General features: G+C 47.3%; 16 protein-coding genes. 10 read left to right on the top strand and 6 right to left on the bottom strand.

Annotated features, from left to right (window positions below; genetic code table 11):
* Nucleotides 1-16 precede the first annotated feature (16 nt).
* Both hemN and ubiT read right to left on the bottom strand, forming a co-directional pair.
* The gene (hemN, locus tag CWI81_RS08180) at nt 17-1,378 is read right to left on the bottom strand and encodes an oxygen-independent coproporphyrinogen III oxidase (protein WP_126784813.1); all 1,362 of its coding nucleotides are present in this window, start codon (nt 1,376-1,378) and stop codon (nt 17-19) included.
* 34 nt (nt 1,379-1,412) lie between these two features.
* Complete coding sequence (gene ubiT, locus CWI81_RS08175) at nt 1,413-1,910, bottom strand: ubiquinone anaerobic biosynthesis accessory factor UbiT (protein WP_126784812.1); 498 nt, start codon at nt 1,908-1,910, stop codon at nt 1,413-1,415.
* Nucleotides 1,911-2,008: 98 nt separating this feature from the next.
* Between ubiT and ubiU the strand changes: the two genes are divergently transcribed.
* Genes ubiU through mog form a run of 3 tightly spaced genes read left to right on the top strand, consistent with a single transcriptional unit; the run spans nt 2,009 to nt 4,449 of the window.
* Nucleotides 2,009-3,001, top strand: a complete 993-nt coding sequence (ubiU, locus tag CWI81_RS08170) for a ubiquinone anaerobic biosynthesis protein UbiU (protein ID WP_126784811.1) — start codon at nt 2,009-2,011, stop codon at nt 2,999-3,001.
* A gap of 3 nt (nt 3,002-3,004) precedes the next feature.
* Nucleotides 3,005-3,880, top strand: a complete 876-nt coding sequence (locus CWI81_RS08165) for a U32 family peptidase (RefSeq protein WP_126784810.1) — start codon at nt 3,005-3,007, stop codon at nt 3,878-3,880.
* 26 nt (nt 3,881-3,906) lie between these two features.
* Complete coding sequence (gene mog / locus CWI81_RS08160; RefSeq protein WP_126784809.1) at nt 3,907-4,449, top strand: molybdopterin adenylyltransferase; 543 nt, start codon at nt 3,907-3,909, stop codon at nt 4,447-4,449.
* 52 nt (nt 4,450-4,501) lie between these two features.
* Here the strand turns inward: mog and CWI81_RS08155 are convergent, their stop codons facing one another.
* Nucleotides 4,502-7,171, bottom strand: a complete 2,670-nt coding sequence (locus CWI81_RS08155) for a nitrate/nitrite transporter (RefSeq protein ID WP_126784808.1) — start codon at nt 7,169-7,171, stop codon at nt 4,502-4,504.
* Nucleotides 7,172-7,477: 306 nt separating this feature from the next.
* On the opposite strand from CWI81_RS08155, the gene CWI81_RS08150 reads away from it, so the two are divergent.
* Nucleotides 7,478-8,680, top strand: a complete 1,203-nt coding sequence (locus tag CWI81_RS08150; protein WP_126784807.1) for an NnrS family protein — start codon at nt 7,478-7,480, stop codon at nt 8,678-8,680.
* Nucleotides 8,681-8,685: 5 nt separating this feature from the next.
* On the opposite strand, the gene CWI81_RS08145 is transcribed toward CWI81_RS08150, so the two are convergent.
* Genes CWI81_RS08145 through norR form a run of 3 tightly spaced genes read right to left on the bottom strand, consistent with a single transcriptional unit; the run spans nt 8,686 to nt 11,379 of the window.
* A complete protein-coding gene (locus tag CWI81_RS08145) occupies nt 8,686-9,432 on the bottom strand; it encodes a HesA/MoeB/ThiF family protein (protein WP_126784806.1) in 747 nt (248 codons plus the stop codon).
* The gene (locus CWI81_RS08140) at nt 9,413-9,829 is read right to left on the bottom strand and encodes a YbaN family protein (RefSeq protein WP_126784805.1); all 417 of its coding nucleotides are present in this window, start codon (nt 9,827-9,829) and stop codon (nt 9,413-9,415) included. The genes CWI81_RS08145 and CWI81_RS08140 overlap by 20 nt, the downstream gene beginning before the upstream one ends.
* Nucleotides 9,829-11,379, bottom strand: coding sequence for a nitric oxide reductase transcriptional regulator NorR (gene norR, locus CWI81_RS08135; protein WP_126784804.1), 1,551 nt, complete (start codon nt 11,377-11,379; stop codon nt 9,829-9,831). Before norR ends, CWI81_RS08140 begins: the two co-directional genes overlap by 1 nt.
* A 169-nt stretch (nt 11,380-11,548) precedes the next feature.
* Here norR and CWI81_RS08130 point away from each other — a divergent pair, with 169 nt between their 5' ends.
* The 6 genes from CWI81_RS08130 (at nt 11,549) to CWI81_RS08105 (ending at nt 19,907) form a co-directional block, all read left to right on the top strand.
* Nucleotides 11,549-12,067, top strand: coding sequence for a hemerythrin domain-containing protein (locus CWI81_RS08130; RefSeq protein ID WP_126784803.1), 519 nt, complete (start codon nt 11,549-11,551; stop codon nt 12,065-12,067).
* A 150-nt stretch (nt 12,068-12,217) separates the two neighbouring features.
* Nucleotides 12,218-14,893 (top strand): M14 family zinc carboxypeptidase, encoded by a 2,676-nt coding sequence (locus CWI81_RS08125; RefSeq protein ID WP_126784802.1) that lies wholly within the window; start codon nt 12,218-12,220, stop codon nt 14,891-14,893.
* Between the two features lie 20 nt (nt 14,894-14,913).
* Nucleotides 14,914-15,933, top strand: a complete 1,020-nt coding sequence (locus CWI81_RS08120) for a GGDEF domain-containing protein (protein WP_126784801.1) — start codon at nt 14,914-14,916, stop codon at nt 15,931-15,933.
* A gap of 15 nt (nt 15,934-15,948) precedes the next feature.
* Complete coding sequence (locus tag CWI81_RS08115; RefSeq protein WP_126784800.1) at nt 15,949-16,611, top strand: potassium channel family protein; 663 nt, start codon at nt 15,949-15,951, stop codon at nt 16,609-16,611.
* Entirely contained in the window at nt 16,611-17,984 is a 1,374-nt protein-coding gene (locus CWI81_RS08110) for a TrkH family potassium uptake protein (protein ID WP_126784799.1), read from the top strand. Before CWI81_RS08115 ends, CWI81_RS08110 begins: the two co-directional genes overlap by 1 nt.
* 30 nt (nt 17,985-18,014) lie before the next feature.
* Nucleotides 18,015-19,907, top strand: coding sequence for a methyl-accepting chemotaxis protein (locus CWI81_RS08105; protein WP_126784798.1), 1,893 nt, complete (start codon nt 18,015-18,017; stop codon nt 19,905-19,907).
* Nucleotides 19,908-19,925 lie beyond the last annotated feature (18 nt).

Genomic DNA, 19,925 nt, shown 5'->3' with positions numbered 1-19,925 from the left:
TGGCGCCAAAAAAATACTAAACCACTTTGGAGTAGCGGGTCTGGCCATGATCGAGGTACTCGTCGAAACAGGCGCAGATGCTGCGAACCCACAACCGTCCTAGCTCAGTAACACGTAACTTTTTATCGGATACGTCGACCAGACCGTCTTCAATAAAGGGTTTTAATAATGGGATACTTTCGGCGAAATGAGCCCAAAAATCGGCTATTTCCCATTGTTGGCTGAATTCTTCAATGTCTAGTGTAAAGTGGCAGATAACTTGAGATATTAGAGCAGCGCGCAGCTTATCTTCTTCAGTTAAGGCCATACCTTTAATAATCGGCTTTTGCCCACTATCAATCATTTTATAGTAAGCTGGAAGCTCTTTCTCATGCTGCCAGAGTACGCCATTAACCTGGCTAATCGACGACACGCCCAACCCTAATAATGCATCCTGACCGTCAGTGGTATAACCCTGAAAATTACGTTGTAAGCGGCCTTCCCGTTGAGCAATAGCAAGTCCGTCATCCCGCTTGGCAAAATGGTCCATGCCAATGAATTGATAACCAGCCTCGCTCAGCTGGGTAATGGCCTGTTCAAGCAGACTTAACTTAACCGAAGGTTGTGGGATCGATTCTTCAGGGATTTTTCGTTGGCCGGCAAACCGCTGCGGCAGGTGAGCATAGCTAAACACCGAAATACGATCTGGATCCATTTCGATAACTTGTTCAATCGACTTTTTAAAGGTTTCCGGGCGCTGATAGGGCAGACCATAAATAAGATCGAGATTGATTGAATCAAAGCCAAGCTCTTTACTCAATTTGAGCTGGTGCACGATCAGATCCACATCCTGAACCCGGTTTATTGCAATTTGTACCTTTTTGTCAAAGTCCTGCACCCCATAGCTGACGCGATTAAAACCGAGTTCACGCAGGTGGCGGAGTTTGTCATCGCTGCAACTGCGGGGATCGATCTCGATACTTATTTCGGGTGAATCGGCGAAGTTAAAGTGCTGGTGAACTAATGACATCAGTCGAGTTAACTGTGTTTCGGTTAAAAACGTTGGCGTACCGCCCCCTAAATGAATTTGCCGAATCTTTTTATCGGCAACCATTGGCTGGTACATTGCCATTTCAAGTGCCAGATAATCGAGATATTTATCAGCTTTATGCTGGTGCCGGGTAATCACTTTATTGCAGCCACAGTAATAGCAGAGCTTGTGACAGAATGGCAGATGCAGATAGAGGCAAAGCCCGTCATCGGCGTTACTCAACGCCTGCTCTATACGCTGCGTTGAGAAGTCTTCAGATAACATCAACGCGGTGGGATACGATGTATAACGAGGACCGTTAATATTGTACTTATCGATTAATTTTTTATCCCATTGAATAGCTGACATGCTGACCTCTTGATGCTTATCAAAGCACAACGTTTTAAGATGCGATTATTATCCCATCTTTTTGTTGTTGAATGTAGCTCGCGAGTTTATCACCCAGGCGATATAGAGGGTCTGGCAGTTTTTGATCTACCTCAATAGTATCTAAAAAATTCTTAAGGGATAATCCAAGTTCCGTACTGCCTTCGACCTTCAAACGACGTCTAAAAAACAGCGTATCTGGGTCGACTTTGTTGTGTATCAGGAGTAATAAATCAGCACTGTCTGCACTGAGTTTGGCATCCGAAGTATGGTCCGAATATGTCACTACAAGGCGCTGGTTTACTATGCTGACATCAAACGAGAGCGCGATATCTGTCACTTCTATGGTGACTGTTTTAGCCGTCAAAAAGTCCAATTCACCCTGTGCTAATTCGTTACGAAACAGCTTGTTCAAAATCAACTGAAACGGCTTAAATTTGACGGCTGCCGGTAGCAGCTCATGCGTCGATGCAATGACCTTTGGTAATCCTATTACCCACTTATTGGTATCCACTTATATCTCTCCAAATCAAACAAATCGGAACGCCTGATACTTATAATACGGCAACTGATTCAGCAAATAGTTAATCTAACTAAAAGTTTGAGGTGTTAATGGAACTTTTATGTCCGGCCGGAAGCATTCCGGCGTTAAAGGCAGCTATCGAGAATGGTGCCGATGCTGTTTATGTGGGGCTAAAGGACGAGACCAACGCCCGACATTTCGCCGGTTTAAATTTAAATGCAATGAAGTTGTCGGATGCTGCTGACTATGTGCATCGACGGGGGAAGAAGCTGCACGTTGCAATTAATACCTTTGCTCATGCCGCCAGTTGGCACCGTTGGCGGCAGGCGGTTGATGATGCAGTGGCTGCTGGCGCTGATGTGCTGATTATTTCAGATATCGCGGTGTTGGGTTATGCCGCTGAGCGGTACCCCCGGGTTGAATTACACCTTAGTGTACAGGCCTCTGCTACTAACGCAGGTGCTATCGAGTTCTATCGTCAGTATGGAATTTCGCGCGTCGTTTTGCCGCGAGTGTTATCGATGCAGCAAGTACGTGCTCTGGCGCGTACCACCGATATTGAGCTCGAAGTCTTTGCCTTTGGTAGCCTTTGCATCATGGCAGAAGGGCGTTGTTATTTAAGTTCTTATATGACCGGAGAGTCTCCGAATACCGCCGGTGCCTGTTCACCGGCAGCTTATGTTGAGTGGGAACACCAAGGGGACCGTCTAGAGTCGCGTTTAAACGGGGTGGTTATTGATCGTTTTGCAGAAGGAGAGAACGCCGGTTACCCAACCCTTTGCAAAGGGCGTTTTAATGTTGACGACGAACTGTATAACGTATTGGAGGAGCCAACCAGTCTAAATACCCTCACTCTGCTGCCGCAGCTTCATCGGGAAGGAATTGCCTCGTTAAAGATTGAAGGACGGCAGCGGAGCCCTGCCTATGTTGCTCAAATCACTCGTGTCTGGCGGCAAGCAATCGACGCTGTTTGTGCTAACCCTGACCAGTTTGAAGTCGCGGCTGAGTGGGATAACGTGCTTGCCTCTCTCTCGGAGGGGAGCCAGACAACTCTTGGTGCGTATCACCGGAAATGGAAGTAAGTTATGCAAATATCATTAGGTCCGATTTTATACTTTTGGCCCAAAGCAAAGGTTAAGTCTTTTTATCAGCAGGTAGCGGAATCCGATGTTGACCGAGTCTATCTGGGCGAAACCGTATGCAGCAAGCGTCGTGAGTTGTCGCTGGACGACTACATGACGATTGCGCACGAATTACGGGAAGCCGGTAAACAGGTCTGTCTGTCGACGATGACCTTGTTAGAAGCACCAGCAGAGCTCAGGCAACTGGCAAAGTACTGTCATAACGGTGAATTTGAGGTAGAGGCTAATGACGTTGGAGCCATTCCTTATCTACGTGAGCTTGGTGTTAACTTCAGCCTCGGCTCGGCGATCAATGTTTATAATCATGAAGCATTGCGGCGCTTTGTCGATATGGGAATGAATCACTGGGCCGTGCCGTACGAGCTGTCTCAGCAATGGCTTACAGAGATATTACAACAGCCGATAATAGAGTCTGTACGCGATTTATTTAAAACAGAAGTATTTTCCTTTGGTCACCTACCCCTGGCCTGGTCGGGCCGCTGTTTTACCGCCCGTTCAGAAAATCGGGAGAAAGACCAATGCGAGCTGTGTTGTATAAAGTATCCACAAGGGCGCCAAGTAACGAGTCAGGATGATAAACAGATATTTGTGCTAAACGGCATTCAAACCCAGTCTGGTCGTCGTTATAACCTGATTAATCAGCTACCGGGTATGCAAGGATTGGTCGACTCTGTTCGGCTAAGTCCGCAACCAGAGGGAACCCTAGAATGGGTTAAACGTTTCAACAATAATATGGATGGTAGCTCACCGGTAAAACTAGCCGCCGATGAAAGTAATGGCTATTGGTTGCAATTGGCCGGTATGGTACAAGCAGGGTAACTTTTACGGACGTGAGTAGGAAGCTTATGAGCGCAAATAAAACCGCCAAAATTGGAATTTTAACCGTTAGTGACAGGGCCAGTCGCGGTCAATATGACGACATCTCTGGCCCTGCGATTGAAGATACTCTCAACGATTACCTGAGCTCGGATTGGCAACCGGTATACCGGGTAATTGAAGATGAGCAGGATCTGATAGAGGAAACGTTACAAACCCTGGTTGACGAGCAAGGCTGCTGTTTGGTGGTAACCACCGGCGGTACCGGTCCCGCTAAACGGGATGTCACACCTGAGGCGACGGAAGCCGTGTGCGACCGAATGATGCCGGGCTTTGGCGAGTTAATGCGGCAGGAATCCTTAAAGTATGTACCAACCGCAATTTTGTCTCGGCAAACAGCCGGGCTTCGCGGATCATCGTTGATTATAAACTTGCCCGGCAAACCCAAAGCCATTCGACAATGTCTGGATGCGGTATTCCCGGCAGTTCCTTATTGTATTGATTTAATGGATGGGCCCTATCTTGAATGTGATGAAGCGGTCATCAAGCCGTTTCGCCCCAAGGCCAAATGATTGATAAAAAACCCGGCATTAGCCGGGTTTTTTGTGTCTGCTAAAGCTGCTTTTAGCAGGGGTCGGGTGCGTGCTTGCGAGAATAATACCACCAAGTTATCGCAGCGCAGATAACATAGAAAACGATAAAACCTATTAGCGCCGCCGAAACACCACCGGTTAAATCAATCGATGTGCCGTAAGATTTTGGTATGAAGAAACCACCATAGGCCGCTATCGCTGAAATAAACCCGATGACGGCGGCAGACTCTTTATTGCCCTGTTTTATAGCTTCATCGGTATCGCCAAGCTCTCGTCTGCGCTGGTTCAGGAAGATAACCGGCACCATACGGAAAGTTGAACCATTACCAATACCGGTTGCAATAAACAGCACCATAAAGGCGGCAAAGAAGCCCCAGAAGTTAGCTTCGCTACCTGCAATCGGCAGGAAGTAGATAACGCCCAAAACACCGGCAACCATTAGCAGGAAGTTCCAGAAGGTAACGCGCGCGCCGCCAAGTTTGTCAGCCACAATTCCTCCCATAGGTCGCGCCAGAGCTCCTACTAGCGGACCGAGGAAAGCGTAAGCGGTTGGGTCAACTTTAGGGAATAACATACCGGATAGTAATGGGAAGCCTGCCGCAAAGCCAATAAAGCTACCAAAAGTACCTAAGTACAGAATACACATAATCCAGTTATGCTTGCGTTTAAAGATAATCGCTTGATCACTGAATGATGCTTTCGCCGAGGAAATATCATTCATGCCGAACCATGCAGCGATGGAGCCAATAACAATTAGCGGTACCCACAAAAACGCCGCATTTTGTAGCCAGATCTTCTGGCCGGCATTCGCGCCTTCCTGAATAATCAGAGGGTCGCCCTCAATACCACCAAATACGCTCGCAGCAATCACCAAAGGCGCCAGCAGCTGCATACCCGATACACCAAGGTTACCAAGCCCTGCGTTCATGCCCAGTGCGCCGCCCTTTTCTTTCTGCGGATAGAAGAAGCTGATGTTAGACATACTGGATGAGAAGTTACCGCCGCCGAAGCCGCATAGCAGGGCCAAAATCAGCATGACGATGTAAGAAGTGTCGGTATCCTGCACCGCAACGCCTATCCAGATACAGGGCAGCAATAAAGAAGCCGTGGATATGGCGGTCCAGCGTCTGCCGCCGAATATCGGCACCATAAAGCTATAAAATATTCGTAACGTTGCACCGGATAAAGCCGGCAGCGCCGCTAACCAGAATAGCTGGTTAGAGCTATAGGGAAAGCCAAGCTGCGGCATTTTGACCACCAGAATACTCCAGATGGTCCAAACAGCGAACGCCAGGAACAGGTTAGGGATCGAGATCCACAGATTACGAGTGGCAATGCGTTTACCTTTTTCTTCCCAGAAAGTCTTATCCTCTGGACGCCAGTCGTCAAGCACCATCGATTTTGGTGTTGAAAACTCAGGTAGGTCACGTTCTTCCCGATCCTCGCGATATTCCACGCGTTCGGCTTTAAGAATGGCGAAATGCATCCAGGCCAGAGCCACTGAAGCAATAACAAATAACAGCATAAAGCTGCTTTGCCAGACGCCAATAACGTCGTTTAACATACCGAACGTTAGCGGCAGTAAAAAGCCTCCAAAGCCGCCGATCATGCCGACAACACCACCAACGGCACCGACATTTTTCGGATAGTACACTGGAATATGTTTAAACACGGCGGCTTTACCCAGAGACATAAAGAAGCCGAGCGCGAAAGTCAAAAAGACAAAGCCAATCAGAGTTACTTCTAAGTGGAAGTTATAAGTTTGGTCGATACCCTGAACAGCGTATTCGGTGCTGGGATAGCTGAGTAAAAACGTACAAATAACCGAGGCGATAAAGGTCCAGTACATGACCCGGCGAGCGCCATACTTGTCTGACATCCAGCCACCGAGAATCCTGAATAGTGACGCAGGTATGGTATAAAGAGCGGCGATAATACCAGCTGTTTTTATATCCAGATTGTAGACACCCATTAGATAGTGGGGGAGCCACAATGCTAATGCGACGAAAGCACCGAATACAAAAAAGTAGTAAAGCGAAAAGCGCCAGACCCTTAAATCACCGAGAGGAGAAAGCTGCTCCCAAAATCCCCGTTGCTGGAGTTCTTTGCGAGTATTTTGTAATGGGTCTTCCTTGGAGAGAAACAGAAAAACCAGACCAGCGATCGCCAATACGGTCGCATAAATCTGTGCAGTACCTTGCCAACCTATGGCGATGAGCAGAAACGGTGCACCGAAGTTGGTTACTGCCGAACCGACATTACCTGCACCAAAAATCCCCAGTGCTGTGCCCTGTTTTTCCTTTGCATCGTTAAACCATGCTGCGGTGTAGGTAACACCCACAATAAATGAACCACCAGCAAGACCAACACCCAGTGCTGCGATGAGCAACATGATGTAGCTATTCGCAAAGGTGAGAAGATAGACACACCCTGCAGTTAACAACATAAGCAGGCTGAATACTTTACGGCCGCCGTAACGGTCGGTCCAGATACCCAGGAATAGCCGGCTGATAGAGCCTGTTAAAACCGGAGTGGCCATTAACAGACCAAGCTGTGTATCGGTTAAGCTAAAATCTTCTTTTATTTGAATACCGATAATTGAAAAAATGGTCCAAACGGCAAAACACAATGTGAACGCAAGAGTGGATAACAACAATGCGTAATTGCGCTGACCTGAGGACGCTGACAGGGACTGGTTCATGAAAACCTCCGTAATAAGCCCTACGACAGTTGCCGACACTTTACGAGGTTTTTTCTAAAAATACTTTATTATCAGAAGGCTACAGAAGAAGCCGATTGCCGCTCTCTGCCTAAATGGGGGTAGCGGTAAAGAGAGTTCCAACGAGCTTTGGGCAGGCCTTTATTATCTCTTTATGGGTATTTTTTACCGCGAATGATTAGTGCTCATAAACTTTGGGGTACTAACTTATTTTTACCGCAAAGGGCTGGCTAAATAATGCATTTGGAATGTACTATATAGCAAATTCAGACAACTAAAGTGTGTGCCATGCAAGTAACTCACCAACAACGAGAAATGGCGATAGCTCCGATTCTCAGACAAGCGTATCGACCATTGTTTTTGCTGGGCGCGGCCTTCAGTGCGGTGGCTATTTTATTATGGGGTCTGGCGCTGTTAGGCACCATTAGCTTGCCGGTGTATGGCAATATTTTATTTTGGCACAGCCACGAAATGCTGTACGGCTTTGTGGTTGCCATTGTCTTAGGCTTTTTGTTGACGGCCGTGCAAAACTGGACCGGGCTCAGGGCTCCCCATGGTCCGACTCTGCTAATACTAGCACTGCTCTGGAGCGCTGGCCGACTGGTCATGTTATTTGGGCAGGGGTTGCCCTGGTGGTTAGTCATCACGGTTGATGTTGCTGTATTACCGGTTGCAGCGGTGTTATTTGCGCGGTTGGTTTTAAAAGCCAACCAAACACGGAATTTATTTTTTATACCCATCTTACTGTTGCTTGCCGTAACGAGCGCTCTAATGCATGCGGGGCTTGCCCTTAACCAATACGAATGGCAAGTGCTCGGCGCTTATTCTGGAATATTTTTGGTGACCTTATTAATGGTCATTATTGGCGGTCGGGTTATGCCGATGTTTACTGCAAACGGTACAATGACTCCAAAAGTGGCGCCTATCTTATGGCTCGACCGCCTCTCGGTTGGATCCGTCTGGGCAATATTCATCGTTCACTTCTTTAATTTAACGTTATTTATTCCTGATTTATGTTTGGGGGTACTGTTTGCTGCTGCGGCCGTAGCTAATGCCGTTCGGGCTGCTCGCTGGAAATTTTGGCTAACCTGGCGTGTGCCGTTGTTGTGGTCGCTGCATATTGGCTATTGGTTTATCCCTTTGGGCTTTGGTTTATTGGCTGCTCACTACTGGGGCGCTGATCTCTCCCGCAGCACAGCTATGCACGCGCTAACGGCTGGTGCTATGGGTAACATGATTCTGGCGATGATGGCACGAGTTTCTCTGGGCCATAGTGGGCGACCTTTGAAGCCAAAACCGATTATGTCGGTCGCATTTTTGCTAATGGCTGTTGCTGCTATTTTACGAGTAATATTTGTATCTGTATGGCCCGAATTAACCATCGATTGGCTGTTATGGAGCAGTGTTAGCTGGGCTGTGGCGTTAGCTATTTTTGTCGTGGTCTACTTTAAGATCTTTATAACCCCAAGAGCAGACGGTAACCCGGGCTAAGTACGCTAATGGCACACAGGGCAGCGTGGATGTTTGGCGATGTTAAAGCGCTGCCATTCCGCTGCCAGGCCATCGTACATTAGCATCGTGTTGAATAGCGGTGTCCCGGCGCCCGATAGCAGCTTGATAGCCTCTAACGCCTGCATTGCCCCAATGATGCCGACCAGTGGAGAAGCCACCCCCGACTCGGCACAGCTTAATGCCTGCTCGCCAAATAGTAAGCTAAGGCACTGATAACAGGGACTGTTGTGCTGCATAGAAAAAGCCATTACCTGGCCTTCAAAGCGAATTGCCGCGCCTGATATCAGTGGAATCTTATGCTGATAACAAAACTGATTGAGTTGGTTACGCGTGGTTAAGTTATCGCTGCAGTCGATAACAAGCGTTGCGCTGCTTGCCAATCGGTGCAATGAAGAAGTATCGGCTTTTTCTGTGTAGCAGCTAACATGCAGCCCCGAGTTTAGTTGTTTAAGTCGTTCCATGGCGGCCACAGCTTTTGGTTGGCCAACGTTCTGCTCACCGTAAAGCGGTTGCCTTTGTAAGTTGCTAAGTTCAACCTGGTCGTGGTCAAAAATAGTCAGTTTGCCAACCCCCGAAGCCGCAAGATAGGGCAGTGCTGCGCAGCCAAGTCCGCCGGCGCCTACGACTACTGCGTGACTGTTCAATAGTTTTTCTTGACCCTCAAGGTCAATTGCCGGCAGAACAATGTGGCGGTTATAGCGAAGCATTTGCTCATGATTTAGGGTTTTCATCGGCAACTCCAGACGTTTTTGGCAGTATTTGAGGCTCCGGTCTTAGCCATACCCAAATGGCAACAGTTGTCAGCACTATACCGACAATAATTTTTAGATAAGTGGGCGGAAACTTCATAAACCAGAGCACAATATAGCCACCGGCCATCATAATCGTGGCAGCCCACTTCGCGTTTCGCCGAATACAACGACGCTCTCGCCAGGCCCGTATATCGGGGCCATATTTGGGGTGACTTAAGAGTTTGGCTTCTAGCGAGGGCCAGCCTTTGCTGGCTGCCCATAACGCAGCAATCAAAAAAGGAACAGTTGGCATCACTGGAAGTAATAGGCCAACAAACCCCAAAGCAACAAATACCAGCGCAAAACAACGCCAGAAAACAATCGACACCCATTGCATTATTGTTTAATACCCAATCTATTAGCTAACTTATGAAGGTTGCTGGAGTCTACACCTAAGCGTTTTGCGGCTCTATTCCATTTCCCATTTTCTGCTATTAATGCCTGTCTAATCGACTGTCTTTGCGTGTGCTCAACCGCGTCACGCAAAGATAGTAGCTGCAAGGAATCGGCCGCGCCGTTAGCGGTAAAGTCATTAAGCTCTTCACGCTGTGCTTGTGCACTAACCGGCATTGTTAGGTCTAGTGTACTGTCTTCTATAGTGCTAATACTATTTGGGTCGATACCGGTGCTAATAAGTTTTATCGCGGCACGGCTAATAACATGTTCAAGTTCGCGGATGTTACCGGGCCAGCGGTATTGTTTTAAAGCAAGCTCTGCGTTACCGGATAGGCGCAATGCGCGAAGTCCAAGACGGCTCCGGTTTAGTTCAAGAAAATGGCCGGCTAATAATAGGATATCGTCACCTCGGTCTCTTAATGGAGGAATCGGCAGCGGATAGACGGACAAGCGATGATATAAATCAGCCCGAAAGTGCTCGTCGCGAACCTGCTGCTGTAAGTCTCGATTGGTCGCGGCAACGATTCGAACATCAACTTTTCGGGGTTTATCGGAACCGAGCCGCTGCACTTCACCATTTTGTAAGACGCGCAAAAGCTTGGCTTGAATAGACAAGGGTAATTCACCGACTTCATCTAAAAATAGCGTTCCTTGGTGAGCGGCTTCAAAGCGGCCACCGCGTTCGCTGGTCGCGCCGGAAAAAGCGCCCTTGCTGTGGCCAAACAGCTCTGACTCCGCCAAAGACTCGGGGAGCGCTGCACAGTTGACGTAAATCATTGGCTTGCCAGAACGGATTGAATAACGATGTAGTTCACGAGCAAACAGCTCCTTGCCGACTCCAGTTTCGCCCAGTAACAACACGGGCAAATCCGCTTTCGCAACCGCATGTAACTCTTTCAGTACGCGGTGTAAGGTTTGGCTCTTACCAATAATTTCAGAATCTTGATTAGGAGCCGAGGAAATTCCAGCGGAGGTTTGTTGTTGACCCTGCCGCAACGCTCTTACTTGTTGTTCGAGTAAACCGACCCTAATTGCAGCTTCGACGATTAAGCTGTATCGCTGTAGTTCGACGGTTGATTGATCATTAAAGGTACCTGGAGTTAGCGCATCCAGGGTTAGCACCCCCCAACATTGGCCTTCAATATACAAGCTAATCCCCATACAGTCGTGAACTGGCATAGCGTTTCCCGGCTGCTCAGCTAATAAACCGTCATAGGGATCCGGCAGGCTGCTCCCAGGCTCAAACAGAACCGCGTTGCGCGAGGCCATAAGGGTTGCTAATCGCGGATGCTGCGCAACGACAAAACGCCGGCCTAAGGCTTCATTAACCAGCCCATGCATTGCTACTGGCTGCAACGCCTCATCTTCTTTTTTTAACAGCACCACGGCACCGCAATGGAAGTGCTGGCGCAATGTTTTTACTAAATTCTGCAGACGGACGGCAGCGGGAACATCGGTGACAAGGTCAGCCATTAAACTTTGTTGCAGCATGGTGATTTTTACACTTATGGTTAATAAAACCCAAAAACGGAGGGTTAATAATACCCGGATGCCGCTGTAGCTCAATAACTCTAAGGGGGTAGATGTTGGCCTGATTTGTGCAGTGTTGTTTGTCAACGAAGTATTTTACAAATCATTTTAATTCGACGACGAGGTCAACATGTCACAAGAAATTGTAAATCAATGGCGGGATAAAAGTAACACTGAATTAGTGCAGTACGTTGTTGAGCGTTTTCATCAACGCCATCGTGCACAAATTCCTGAGCTAAAGCAACTGGCTTTAAAAGTGGAGCAGGTGCACGACGACCATCCGCAAGTGCCAGCTGGCCTGGCTGAGCATTTGGACAGCATGCTACATGAATTAGAAAGCCATATGATGAAAGAAGAACAAATCTTATTTCCAATGTTAGTGCGTGGTATTTATCCAAGTGGCCCTATCTCTGTGATGGAGGAGGAGCATGTACAACATGACCAGGAGCTGCAGCATATTTTGGCAATAACTAACGACTTAACCCCACCCGAAGGGGCCTGTGGCACTTGGCAGGAGCTGTATCGCGGATTGCGGGAACTAGTTCAGGATTTAAACGATCATATTGAATTAGAAAATACTGTGCTGTTTGTCGACTCAGATACTGTGCCAAAACACGGGGAAGACTTTTGTTGCGGCTCTTGCCAGTAACTTGCTTTTTAACGTGTTAAAAAAAGCAGCTTAACAGCTGCTTTTTTATTGGCTGCTTTACCGCAATGATTAAATAAACCTTCACTTCGTTCCGCTCTGCTTTTACATTAGTCTTACATATACTAAAAAATGATTAGGCCGAGCAAAATAATGCGCGTATTAAAGCAATTGACCATTTCTCTTGCGTTGTCTCTGACAGCAGCAGGGGCAGTAGCCGATACTCTTAAGGGTGAGGCTTCGATGTTAGAGGAAGCCAGCTATGGTAGTGATTCAGTATCCGTAGAGCAGGTACTAGGTTACCCGATAGGAACCAAAATAACTTCACCTGAAGCGATGAGCCAATATTTCGAAGCTTTAGCTGCGGCTTTTCCGGAGCAGGTAAAACTGCTTGAATACGGAAAAAGTTGGGAAGGTCGGACACTGTATTACGCAGTTATCTCAAGTGCAGATAATATCCGCAACTTCGATCAGTTTACTAATAATATGCAATTATTAGCAGACCCAAGGAAATTGAGCGATAGTGACGCCGAAAAGCTCATTGAAGAAATGCCGGCTAGCATTTGGCTGTCTTACGGTGTCCATGGGAACGAAATTTCTTCTCCTGAAGCGGCAATGATGACCGGCTACCACTTGTTGCATGATCAAAGGCAGGAGACTAAAGAATGGTTGGATAACACTGTTGTCTTTATCGACCCATTACAGAATCCAGATGGGCGGGCACGCTTTGTACAGCGTTATTATATGACTGTGGGGCTAGAGCACTCGGCTGACCGGCGCAGTGCCGAACATAATGAGCCTTGGCCCAGTGGCCGCACCAATCATTATTTGTTTGATATGAATAGAGATTGGATTGCTTTGACTCAGCCTGAGATCAAAGGCCAGGTAGACGCACTGCTGACCTATTTCCCGTTGGTTTTTGTTGATTTGCATGAAATGAGTGGTGATTCAACCTATTACTTTACGCCAGAAGCGCGGCCGTATAACCCGTTGATAACCGAGCAGCAACGAGAAACTCTTAACTGGATTGGGAAAAATAATGCGACTTGGTTTGATGATAAAGGTTTTCATTATTTTACCCGTGAAATTTTTGATGCCTTTTATCCGGGGTATGGTGCAAGTTGGCCGTTGTACCACGGTTCGGTTGCAATGACTTACGAAATGGCGTCAGCACGAGGACACCGATTTGAGCGTGAAGATGGTTCGATACTCACTTATGCAGACGGTGTCCAGCAACATTTTATTGCATCACTATCAACTATCGAGACGGTTGCTGAGCGGCGGCAGGCGCTTTTACAGAAGTTCTGGAACTACCGCAAAAGCGCGGTGAAAGCGGGTCAGAATGACGAACGCCGAGCGCTATTGGTTGCAGGTAAAGATGACCCTGCTGCAGCCCGCAAACTGGCCTCGCTACTGGTGGAGCAGGGAATAGATGTGGACGCATCGGTAAACAAGTTTGAAGTTTGTGATGTTGAGTATCCAAAAGGCAGTTTTATTGTCGATATGGCTCAACCGGGTTACCGGATGATCCGAACCTTAATGGATGAACAGGTTGATATGGCGAGTGACTTTTTGCAGGAGCAAGAACAACGCCGCAGCAACAATTTACCGGATCAGATATACGACGTGACCGGCTGGTCACTGCCGTTGATGTTTAATGTTCAGGTTGACGCTTGTGATGACTTACCGTCAGTAGAAACGGTCGCTGTTAGTGAGGGCAGAGTGAGCCCCGGTGAGGTCATTAATCCTAATGCCAGCGTTGCTTATTTGGTTGACTGGGGTGATATGAATGCGGGGAGGTTTCTGGCTGCCGCATTACAGCACGGCCTTGAAGTTAAACAGAGCGAGTTAGCCTTTACTCATGAAACTGCAGGCCGATTTGACAGTGGTTCTCTAATTTTAACCCAAGCTGACAATACTGAAAAACAAGACTTGATTGTCCTATTGCAGCAGCTAGCGGAAAAAACGGGAGCGACTCTACAAGGTGTCGATACCAGCTGGGTCACTGATGGGCCGAACTTTGGCTCTGAGAATGTGCACAACTTATTTGCGCCTAAAATTGGGCTGGCCTGGGATGAGCCAGTCAGCCAATATAATGCTGGTCATACGCGGTTTGTCATCGAGCGGCAAATCGGTTACCCGGTAACCGCAGTGCGTACCGGTCAAATAAAAACAGCGGGTCTGGATGGTTTCGATGTGTTTATTCTGCCGGAGAGCTATGGCTACGATGGCTATCTGGACGAAGCTGCAGTTAGTCAATTAAAAGACTGGATCGCTGACGGTGGAGTCTTGATTACGTTGGGTAATGCATCTGCCTGGGCAGTGGAAGCAGGCCTATTGAAGAGCAAGCTTGAACGTGCCGTAGTAGAGGGTGAGGCAAAAGAGGTAAATGACACAACAAAAGTAGACGGCACAGTTATTAGTTCACGACAGCAATTTATGTCCGAAATTAAACCGCATAAAGCGGATCCAGACTGGGTATCCGGAGCGCTAGTTAATGCTGAAGTTGATACTGCTCATTGGTTAAGTGCTGGGCTCAGAGGGAATCTGGTAAGCATTTTTAATGGTAATGATATTTTTAGTCCAATAGATATTAATGATGGGCGTAATATTGCTTGGTTCGCTGGTCAGGATGATCTGATTGCCAGCGGCTTTTTGTGGGACGAAACTTTAAAGCAGCTGCCCTATAAGCCTTTGTTAATGTGGCAGCCAATGGCGGATGGAATGATTATAAGTTTTACCCAAGAACCGACCTATAGAGCTTACATGGATGGGTTGAATACAGTGCTTATGAACGCGTTATTCATGGCACCAGCCATCACTCGCTAAATGCGGGGATAAGGAATCGCATGGATCTATTCCGAAAGAGTGCCGATCAAACCCAGCACACGACAGAGGATGTCGTGTCTGTTTTTACTCGTAAAGTCGCTAACCGGACCCAGTGGGGAGCATTTGCGGTTGTGCTACCACTGGCGATAGTCCAGGCATATGCGAACAATTGGCTTATGGCCGCTTGGCTGGCGGCCTTTTGCACATACTCCCTCACGCTTGCGGTGCGCTCACGGCAAGCAAGTTTAGAGCAGACTCACCTGCTAATATTTGTCACCATGTTGGCTTTAGCCGCTACGTATTCAACCTGGATAAATGGTATCCATGGCTTTCTCTGGAGTTTTCCGGTGATGGCGTCAGTTGTGTTTTTGCTAAAACGCAAATTAGCGTTCGTTAGTGCCTTTATTTTTTATCTGTTAATCAGCTTGGCCGCGTTAGTTTCTATGCCTCTTGATTTGGCGTGGCGTGGTATTCTCTCGTTGGGCGCCATGGTGGTTTTAACGATCACTTTGTTGGTACTACTACAGCGCATGCAGCGCAACTTTACGGATCTGGCGACGACCGATACCTTGACGGGGGTCTACAACCGCAAACGACTTAACGTTGAATTGGATAAAATATTGGCATTGTTTAAGCGCAGTCAGGGCGATGTTTCGGTCATGATTTGTGATATTGATTGGTTTAAACCCCTGAACGATAAATTCGGTCACTTGCAGGGCGACCGATTATTAATTCAGGCCGCAGCAACGATTAAGCAATCGGTGCGAGCTACCGACAGCGTATTCCGTGTCGGCGGTGAGGAGTTTCTGGTTATTTTGCATGATACCGATTTAAGCGGGTCTGTAGTGGCGGCAGAAACATTACGTACTGAGTTTGAGCAAAAAGTGTTTAAAGTAAAAGGTGCCGAGGCATCAATGACATTATCAATTGGGGTTGCTCAATTAAAGCAAGGCGAGCATTGGACCGATTGGCTAGAGCGAGCCGACCAACGTTTGTATCAAGCCAAAGACGCAGGTCGAAATAGAGTTATCGCCGACTAATAGAGGGGAAATTTGATGGCACAGTTTGGAATTGTTGGGTTGGGACGGTTTGGCGCCCGAACATCGCTTGAGCTGTTGGACCTGGGACATGAAGTTATTGGTGTCGACTCTGATGAAAAAAGTGTCGATGCATTAGCCGACCAATTAACTCACGCTGCGATAGCCGACGTGACCGACGAAAAAGCGCTGCGTGAACTCAGCCTGGAAGACTGTGACGTGGTATTGGTGGCGATAGGCGAAGATCTGCAGTCAAGTTTGCTTTGTGTATTACATCTGAAGAGTATTGGCGTAAAAGAAGTTTGGGCAAAAGCAACGTCAAAAGAGCATCACCAGATATTGTCCAAACTTGGAGTATCAAGGATCATTCATCCCGAAGAAGAAATGGGGATCCGTGTGGCGCAAGCGTTGAATTACCCGATGGTTAATGAATATATGTCGCTTGGCCACAACTGGTATTGTGTTGAAATAGATGTTGGCGACAACCTTAAAGACACAAAAATTGAAGATATTTTACCGGATGAACTAGAGCATTTTCATTTACTGTTATTAAAGCGTCGCGATGAGGTAACTGCCAACCCATCTATTTCAGTGACTCTTGAAGGGAATGAAACACTAGTGCTAGCAGGTAGCTTGCAAGCCCTTAAATCAATGGCTCCTAAGCTAAGCCAAGACAAGTAATGAAACAGTGGCTACCGAAACTAAACTTCTTTTATCGGAAACGACCTCGTAGCAATCGTAGGCAAACCGTTAAATTTAGTCCGCCGGTTATTTTATCGGCCGGGTTCGCTGCGCTTATTGCAGTGGGTACTTTATTGTTAAAGCTGCCGTTTGCTACCGAACAGCCGATCACATGGTTGGAGAGTTTGTTCACAGCAACCTCCGCGGTTACTGTGACAGGCTTGGTGGTGGTCGATACCGGAGCTACCTTTTCTGGATTTGGCTTAACGGTAATTACGCTTTTGATACAGGCCGGCGGACTGGGCTTTATGACTTTTGCTGTATTGGCCGCAATATCACTGGGTGGACAAATCGGCTTGAAGCAGCAAATGCTGGCTAAAGAAGTTATGCAGCAGACCAGTTTAGCATCGATTAAACAGACGGCCCTCGCGGTAGTCGTGTTAGCCTTAGTTGCTGAAGCGATTGCTGTGATTGCAATGACAATTTATTGGGTAGCAGATAAAGGTTTTACCGACGCATTATTGGAATCGACCTTTTACGCAGTTTCTGCGTTTAACAGCGCTGGCTTTGTGTTAAGCCCCAACGGGCTGGTCGATTATCAGGAGCAGCGTTTTATTACACTGTTGGTCAGTGTTTTATTTGTGATTGGCGGGCTGGGTTTTTCCGTCATATATAATATTTACGAACAACGACGCTGGTACAAGTTCTCCGTTTACACCAAAGCTATTTTGCTGGCTACATTATTTATTAATCTCGCCGCTATGGGCATATTGTGGCTATTAGAATTAAACAATTCAGCCACGATTGCGGGAATGCCTTGGTACGATCAGGCGGTGAATAGTTGGTTTCATGCAGTCACTCCCCGGTCTGCCGGTTTTAACACCCTGGATACCGGAGCAATGACAGAATCCAGTGCTGTTTTTACGTTGTTACTGATGTTTATCGGTGGTGGCTCAATGAGCACTGCCGGAGGCATAAAGCTTGGCACGTTCATTATTTTGTTAATGGCAACGTACACGTTTTTACGCCGGCGTGAGGCGGTCACTTTATTTGATCGTACCGTGCCGCAAGACCTTGTTATGAAAGCTTTGGCGGTCACTATTGTTTACCTTGGTTTAATATTCTGCGGTATATTTGCATTAATGATTTTGAACCAGCTGCCGTTTATAGATATAGCGTTTGAAGTTTTGTCAGCGTCCGCGACGGTTGGGTTATCCCGCGGTATCACCGCAGAAGTTACGAGTGCGAGTCAGCTCATTCTGGTTTTTCTAATGTTTGCCGGACGACTGGGCCCATTGACCCTGGGATATTTTGTAGCGACACCTAAGAAGCGGTACGTACGATACCCGATAACTGACATACAGGTCGGTTGAACTACTACAATAATGAGAGAAAGCTAAGCCATGTTGAAGTCGCTTAAGTTTACCCAAAAAGTGATTATTGCCGCATCGTTGATACTGGTGCTGGTCCTTGGTGTATTTACACTGACTAACTTTTATCAAATGTCAGCGCAGATCCGCACCGATTTGCAAGCTCAAATGCAGGCGCTTTCGGGATCAGTATCGAGCAATATTTCTCAGTGGTTGAATGACCGTATGAGTATTGTGAGAGCGACGGCTCAAGCTTACCAGGCGGAAGACTCTAATTCGCAGGCACTGAAAAAAGTGCAACAGTCAAAAGCCGCGGGCAACTTTAAAAATGTTTATTATGGTTTGGTCGATGGAACCTTCATTCTTGACGATACCTCGATTGACCTGCCGGATGATTACGACGCACGTTCGCGTCCTTGGTATCAACTGGCTGTGGAACAGCAACAGCCCACTTATACCAAGCCTTATATTGACGTTACTACCAATGAATTGACAATTTCTGCAGTCGTGCCAATGCGTGAGAATGGCCGCTTATCAGGCGTTGCCGGTGGCGACATGATGCTGGATACCATTTCGGGCATTGTTAATGATGTCGATTTTATGGGGCTCGGTTTCGCTTTTTTAGTTGACCAGCAGGGTAGCATTTTGAGTCATCCGGATACTGGTCTCATCGACTCATCGATTAGCCAATACTTGGGTGAAGGAGCTGGTATTTCCAGTAAGTTTCAGGCTTATTCAGTAGACGGAGTGGAGCGACTCGTATCTTTTCGTAAAGTTGAAGGTATCGAGGGCGTTAACTGGTATCTGGCGGTAGCGATCGATGAAGAAAAAGCCTATGCCGGTGTTGCTAGCTTTGCCTGGACCGCGGCGATCTACTTGTTGGTTGGTATAGTAGCCGTGGTTATTTTATTAAGTTGGTTACTTAAGTTGCTAATGCGGCCACTGGATCGTTTGCATTACGCGGTGACCGATATGGCCCGAGGTGAAGGAGATCTTACTCAGCGGCTACCGGTTGAGTCCGATGATGAGTTTGGGCGTCTTTCGCAACGTATGAATGAATTCATCGAGAAGATTCACGCGGCCATAAGTGATGTTAAAACAGCATCTGTTGCTTTAGAAAAAAACGTTCGCGCTATGGTTCGAGCTAACAACGACTCTGTACAGCTAGGTGACGAGCAGGCAAGTCGAACGAGCGCCATTGCTACGGCAATCAATCAGTTAGGTGCCAGTGCCAATGATATTTCTACAAGCGCATCAACGGCCTCTGAACAGGCGGGGCTGGCGAACAGCAAATCAACTTCTGCGCGTACTGCGCTACGCAATAATATGGAGCAAATTGAGCAACTATCGAGCAGTATGAAAGAATCAGCAGAAGCCATTCGCGAGCTCGATGAAAACACGCAAAATATTGGTCAGATACTTGAGGTCATTAAAGGCATCACTGAACAGACTAACTTATTGGCACTTAATGCAGCTATTGAGGCGGCTCGAGCCGGAGAAGCGGGACGTGGTTTTGCTGTTGTGGCGGATGAAGTTAGGAACTTAGCCCAACGAACCGCGGACTCAGCCGAAGAAATTGAAAATATGATTGAGCGTGTCAGGCAGGGTACAAAAGCGGTAGTGGGTGTTATTAAGCAGAGTGAATCGACTAGCGAGGAATGTGTCGCGTCTGCTGGTGAATCAACCGGACACATGACCGAAATAGATGAAATCATCGTACAAATAGATGACGTGAACCACTCCGTAGCTTCCGCGACGGAGCAGCAAAACAAAGTGGTTAAGTCGCTGGATGCCGACATTGTAAGTGTTAGCGAGCTAAATGATAAGAATCAGACGAACCTGAAGCAAACCAATGAGGCATGCCAACAATTACAACAGGAGTTTGATCGTTTAGAATCATTAGTCAGTAAGTTTAAACTGAACTAAACCCTTTAAGGAGACAAC

It is taken from the genome of Idiomarina seosinensis, from assembly GCF_003987275.1.
Taxonomy (GTDB): Bacteria; Pseudomonadota; Gammaproteobacteria; order Enterobacterales; family Alteromonadaceae; genus Idiomarina; species Idiomarina seosinensis.
The sequence above is the reverse complement of the archived record's forward strand: the minus strand, read 5'-3'. Positions and strand labels throughout refer to the sequence as shown.

Excerpts from the sequence above, each read along its gene's own strand:
- hemN (WP_126784813.1), bottom strand. The coding sequence starts at position 1,378 with ATGTCAGCTATTCAATGGGATAAAAAATTAATCGATAAGTACAATATT.
- ubiU (WP_126784811.1), top strand. The coding sequence starts at position 2,009 with ATGGAACTTTTATGTCCGGCCGGAAGCATTCCGGCGTTAAAGGCAGCT.
- CWI81_RS08165 (WP_126784810.1), top strand. The coding sequence starts at position 3,005 with ATGCAAATATCATTAGGTCCGATTTTATACTTTTGGCCCAAAGCAAAG.
- mog (WP_126784809.1), top strand. The coding sequence starts at position 3,907 with ATGAGCGCAAATAAAACCGCCAAAATTGGAATTTTAACCGTTAGTGAC.
- CWI81_RS08155 (WP_126784808.1), bottom strand. The coding sequence starts at position 7,171 with ATGAACCAGTCCCTGTCAGCGTCCTCAGGTCAGCGCAATTACGCATTG.
- CWI81_RS08150 (WP_126784807.1), top strand. The coding sequence starts at position 7,478 with ATGCAAGTAACTCACCAACAACGAGAAATGGCGATAGCTCCGATTCTC.
- CWI81_RS08145 (WP_126784806.1), bottom strand. The coding sequence starts at position 9,432 with ATGAAAACCCTAAATCATGAGCAAATGCTTCGCTATAACCGCCACATT.
- CWI81_RS08140 (WP_126784805.1), bottom strand. The coding sequence starts at position 9,829 with ATGCAATGGGTGTCGATTGTTTTCTGGCGTTGTTTTGCGCTGGTATTT.
- norR (WP_126784804.1), bottom strand. The coding sequence starts at position 11,379 with ATGCTGCAACAAAGTTTAATGGCTGACCTTGTCACCGATGTTCCCGCT.
- CWI81_RS08130 (WP_126784803.1), top strand. The coding sequence starts at position 11,549 with ATGTCACAAGAAATTGTAAATCAATGGCGGGATAAAAGTAACACTGAA.
- CWI81_RS08125 (WP_126784802.1), top strand. The coding sequence starts at position 12,218 with ATGCGCGTATTAAAGCAATTGACCATTTCTCTTGCGTTGTCTCTGACA.
- CWI81_RS08120 (WP_126784801.1), top strand. The coding sequence starts at position 14,914 with ATGGATCTATTCCGAAAGAGTGCCGATCAAACCCAGCACACGACAGAG.
- CWI81_RS08115 (WP_126784800.1), top strand. The coding sequence starts at position 15,949 with ATGGCACAGTTTGGAATTGTTGGGTTGGGACGGTTTGGCGCCCGAACA.
- CWI81_RS08110 (WP_126784799.1), top strand. The coding sequence starts at position 16,611 with ATGAAACAGTGGCTACCGAAACTAAACTTCTTTTATCGGAAACGACCT.
- CWI81_RS08105 (WP_126784798.1), top strand. The coding sequence starts at position 18,015 with ATGTTGAAGTCGCTTAAGTTTACCCAAAAAGTGATTATTGCCGCATCG.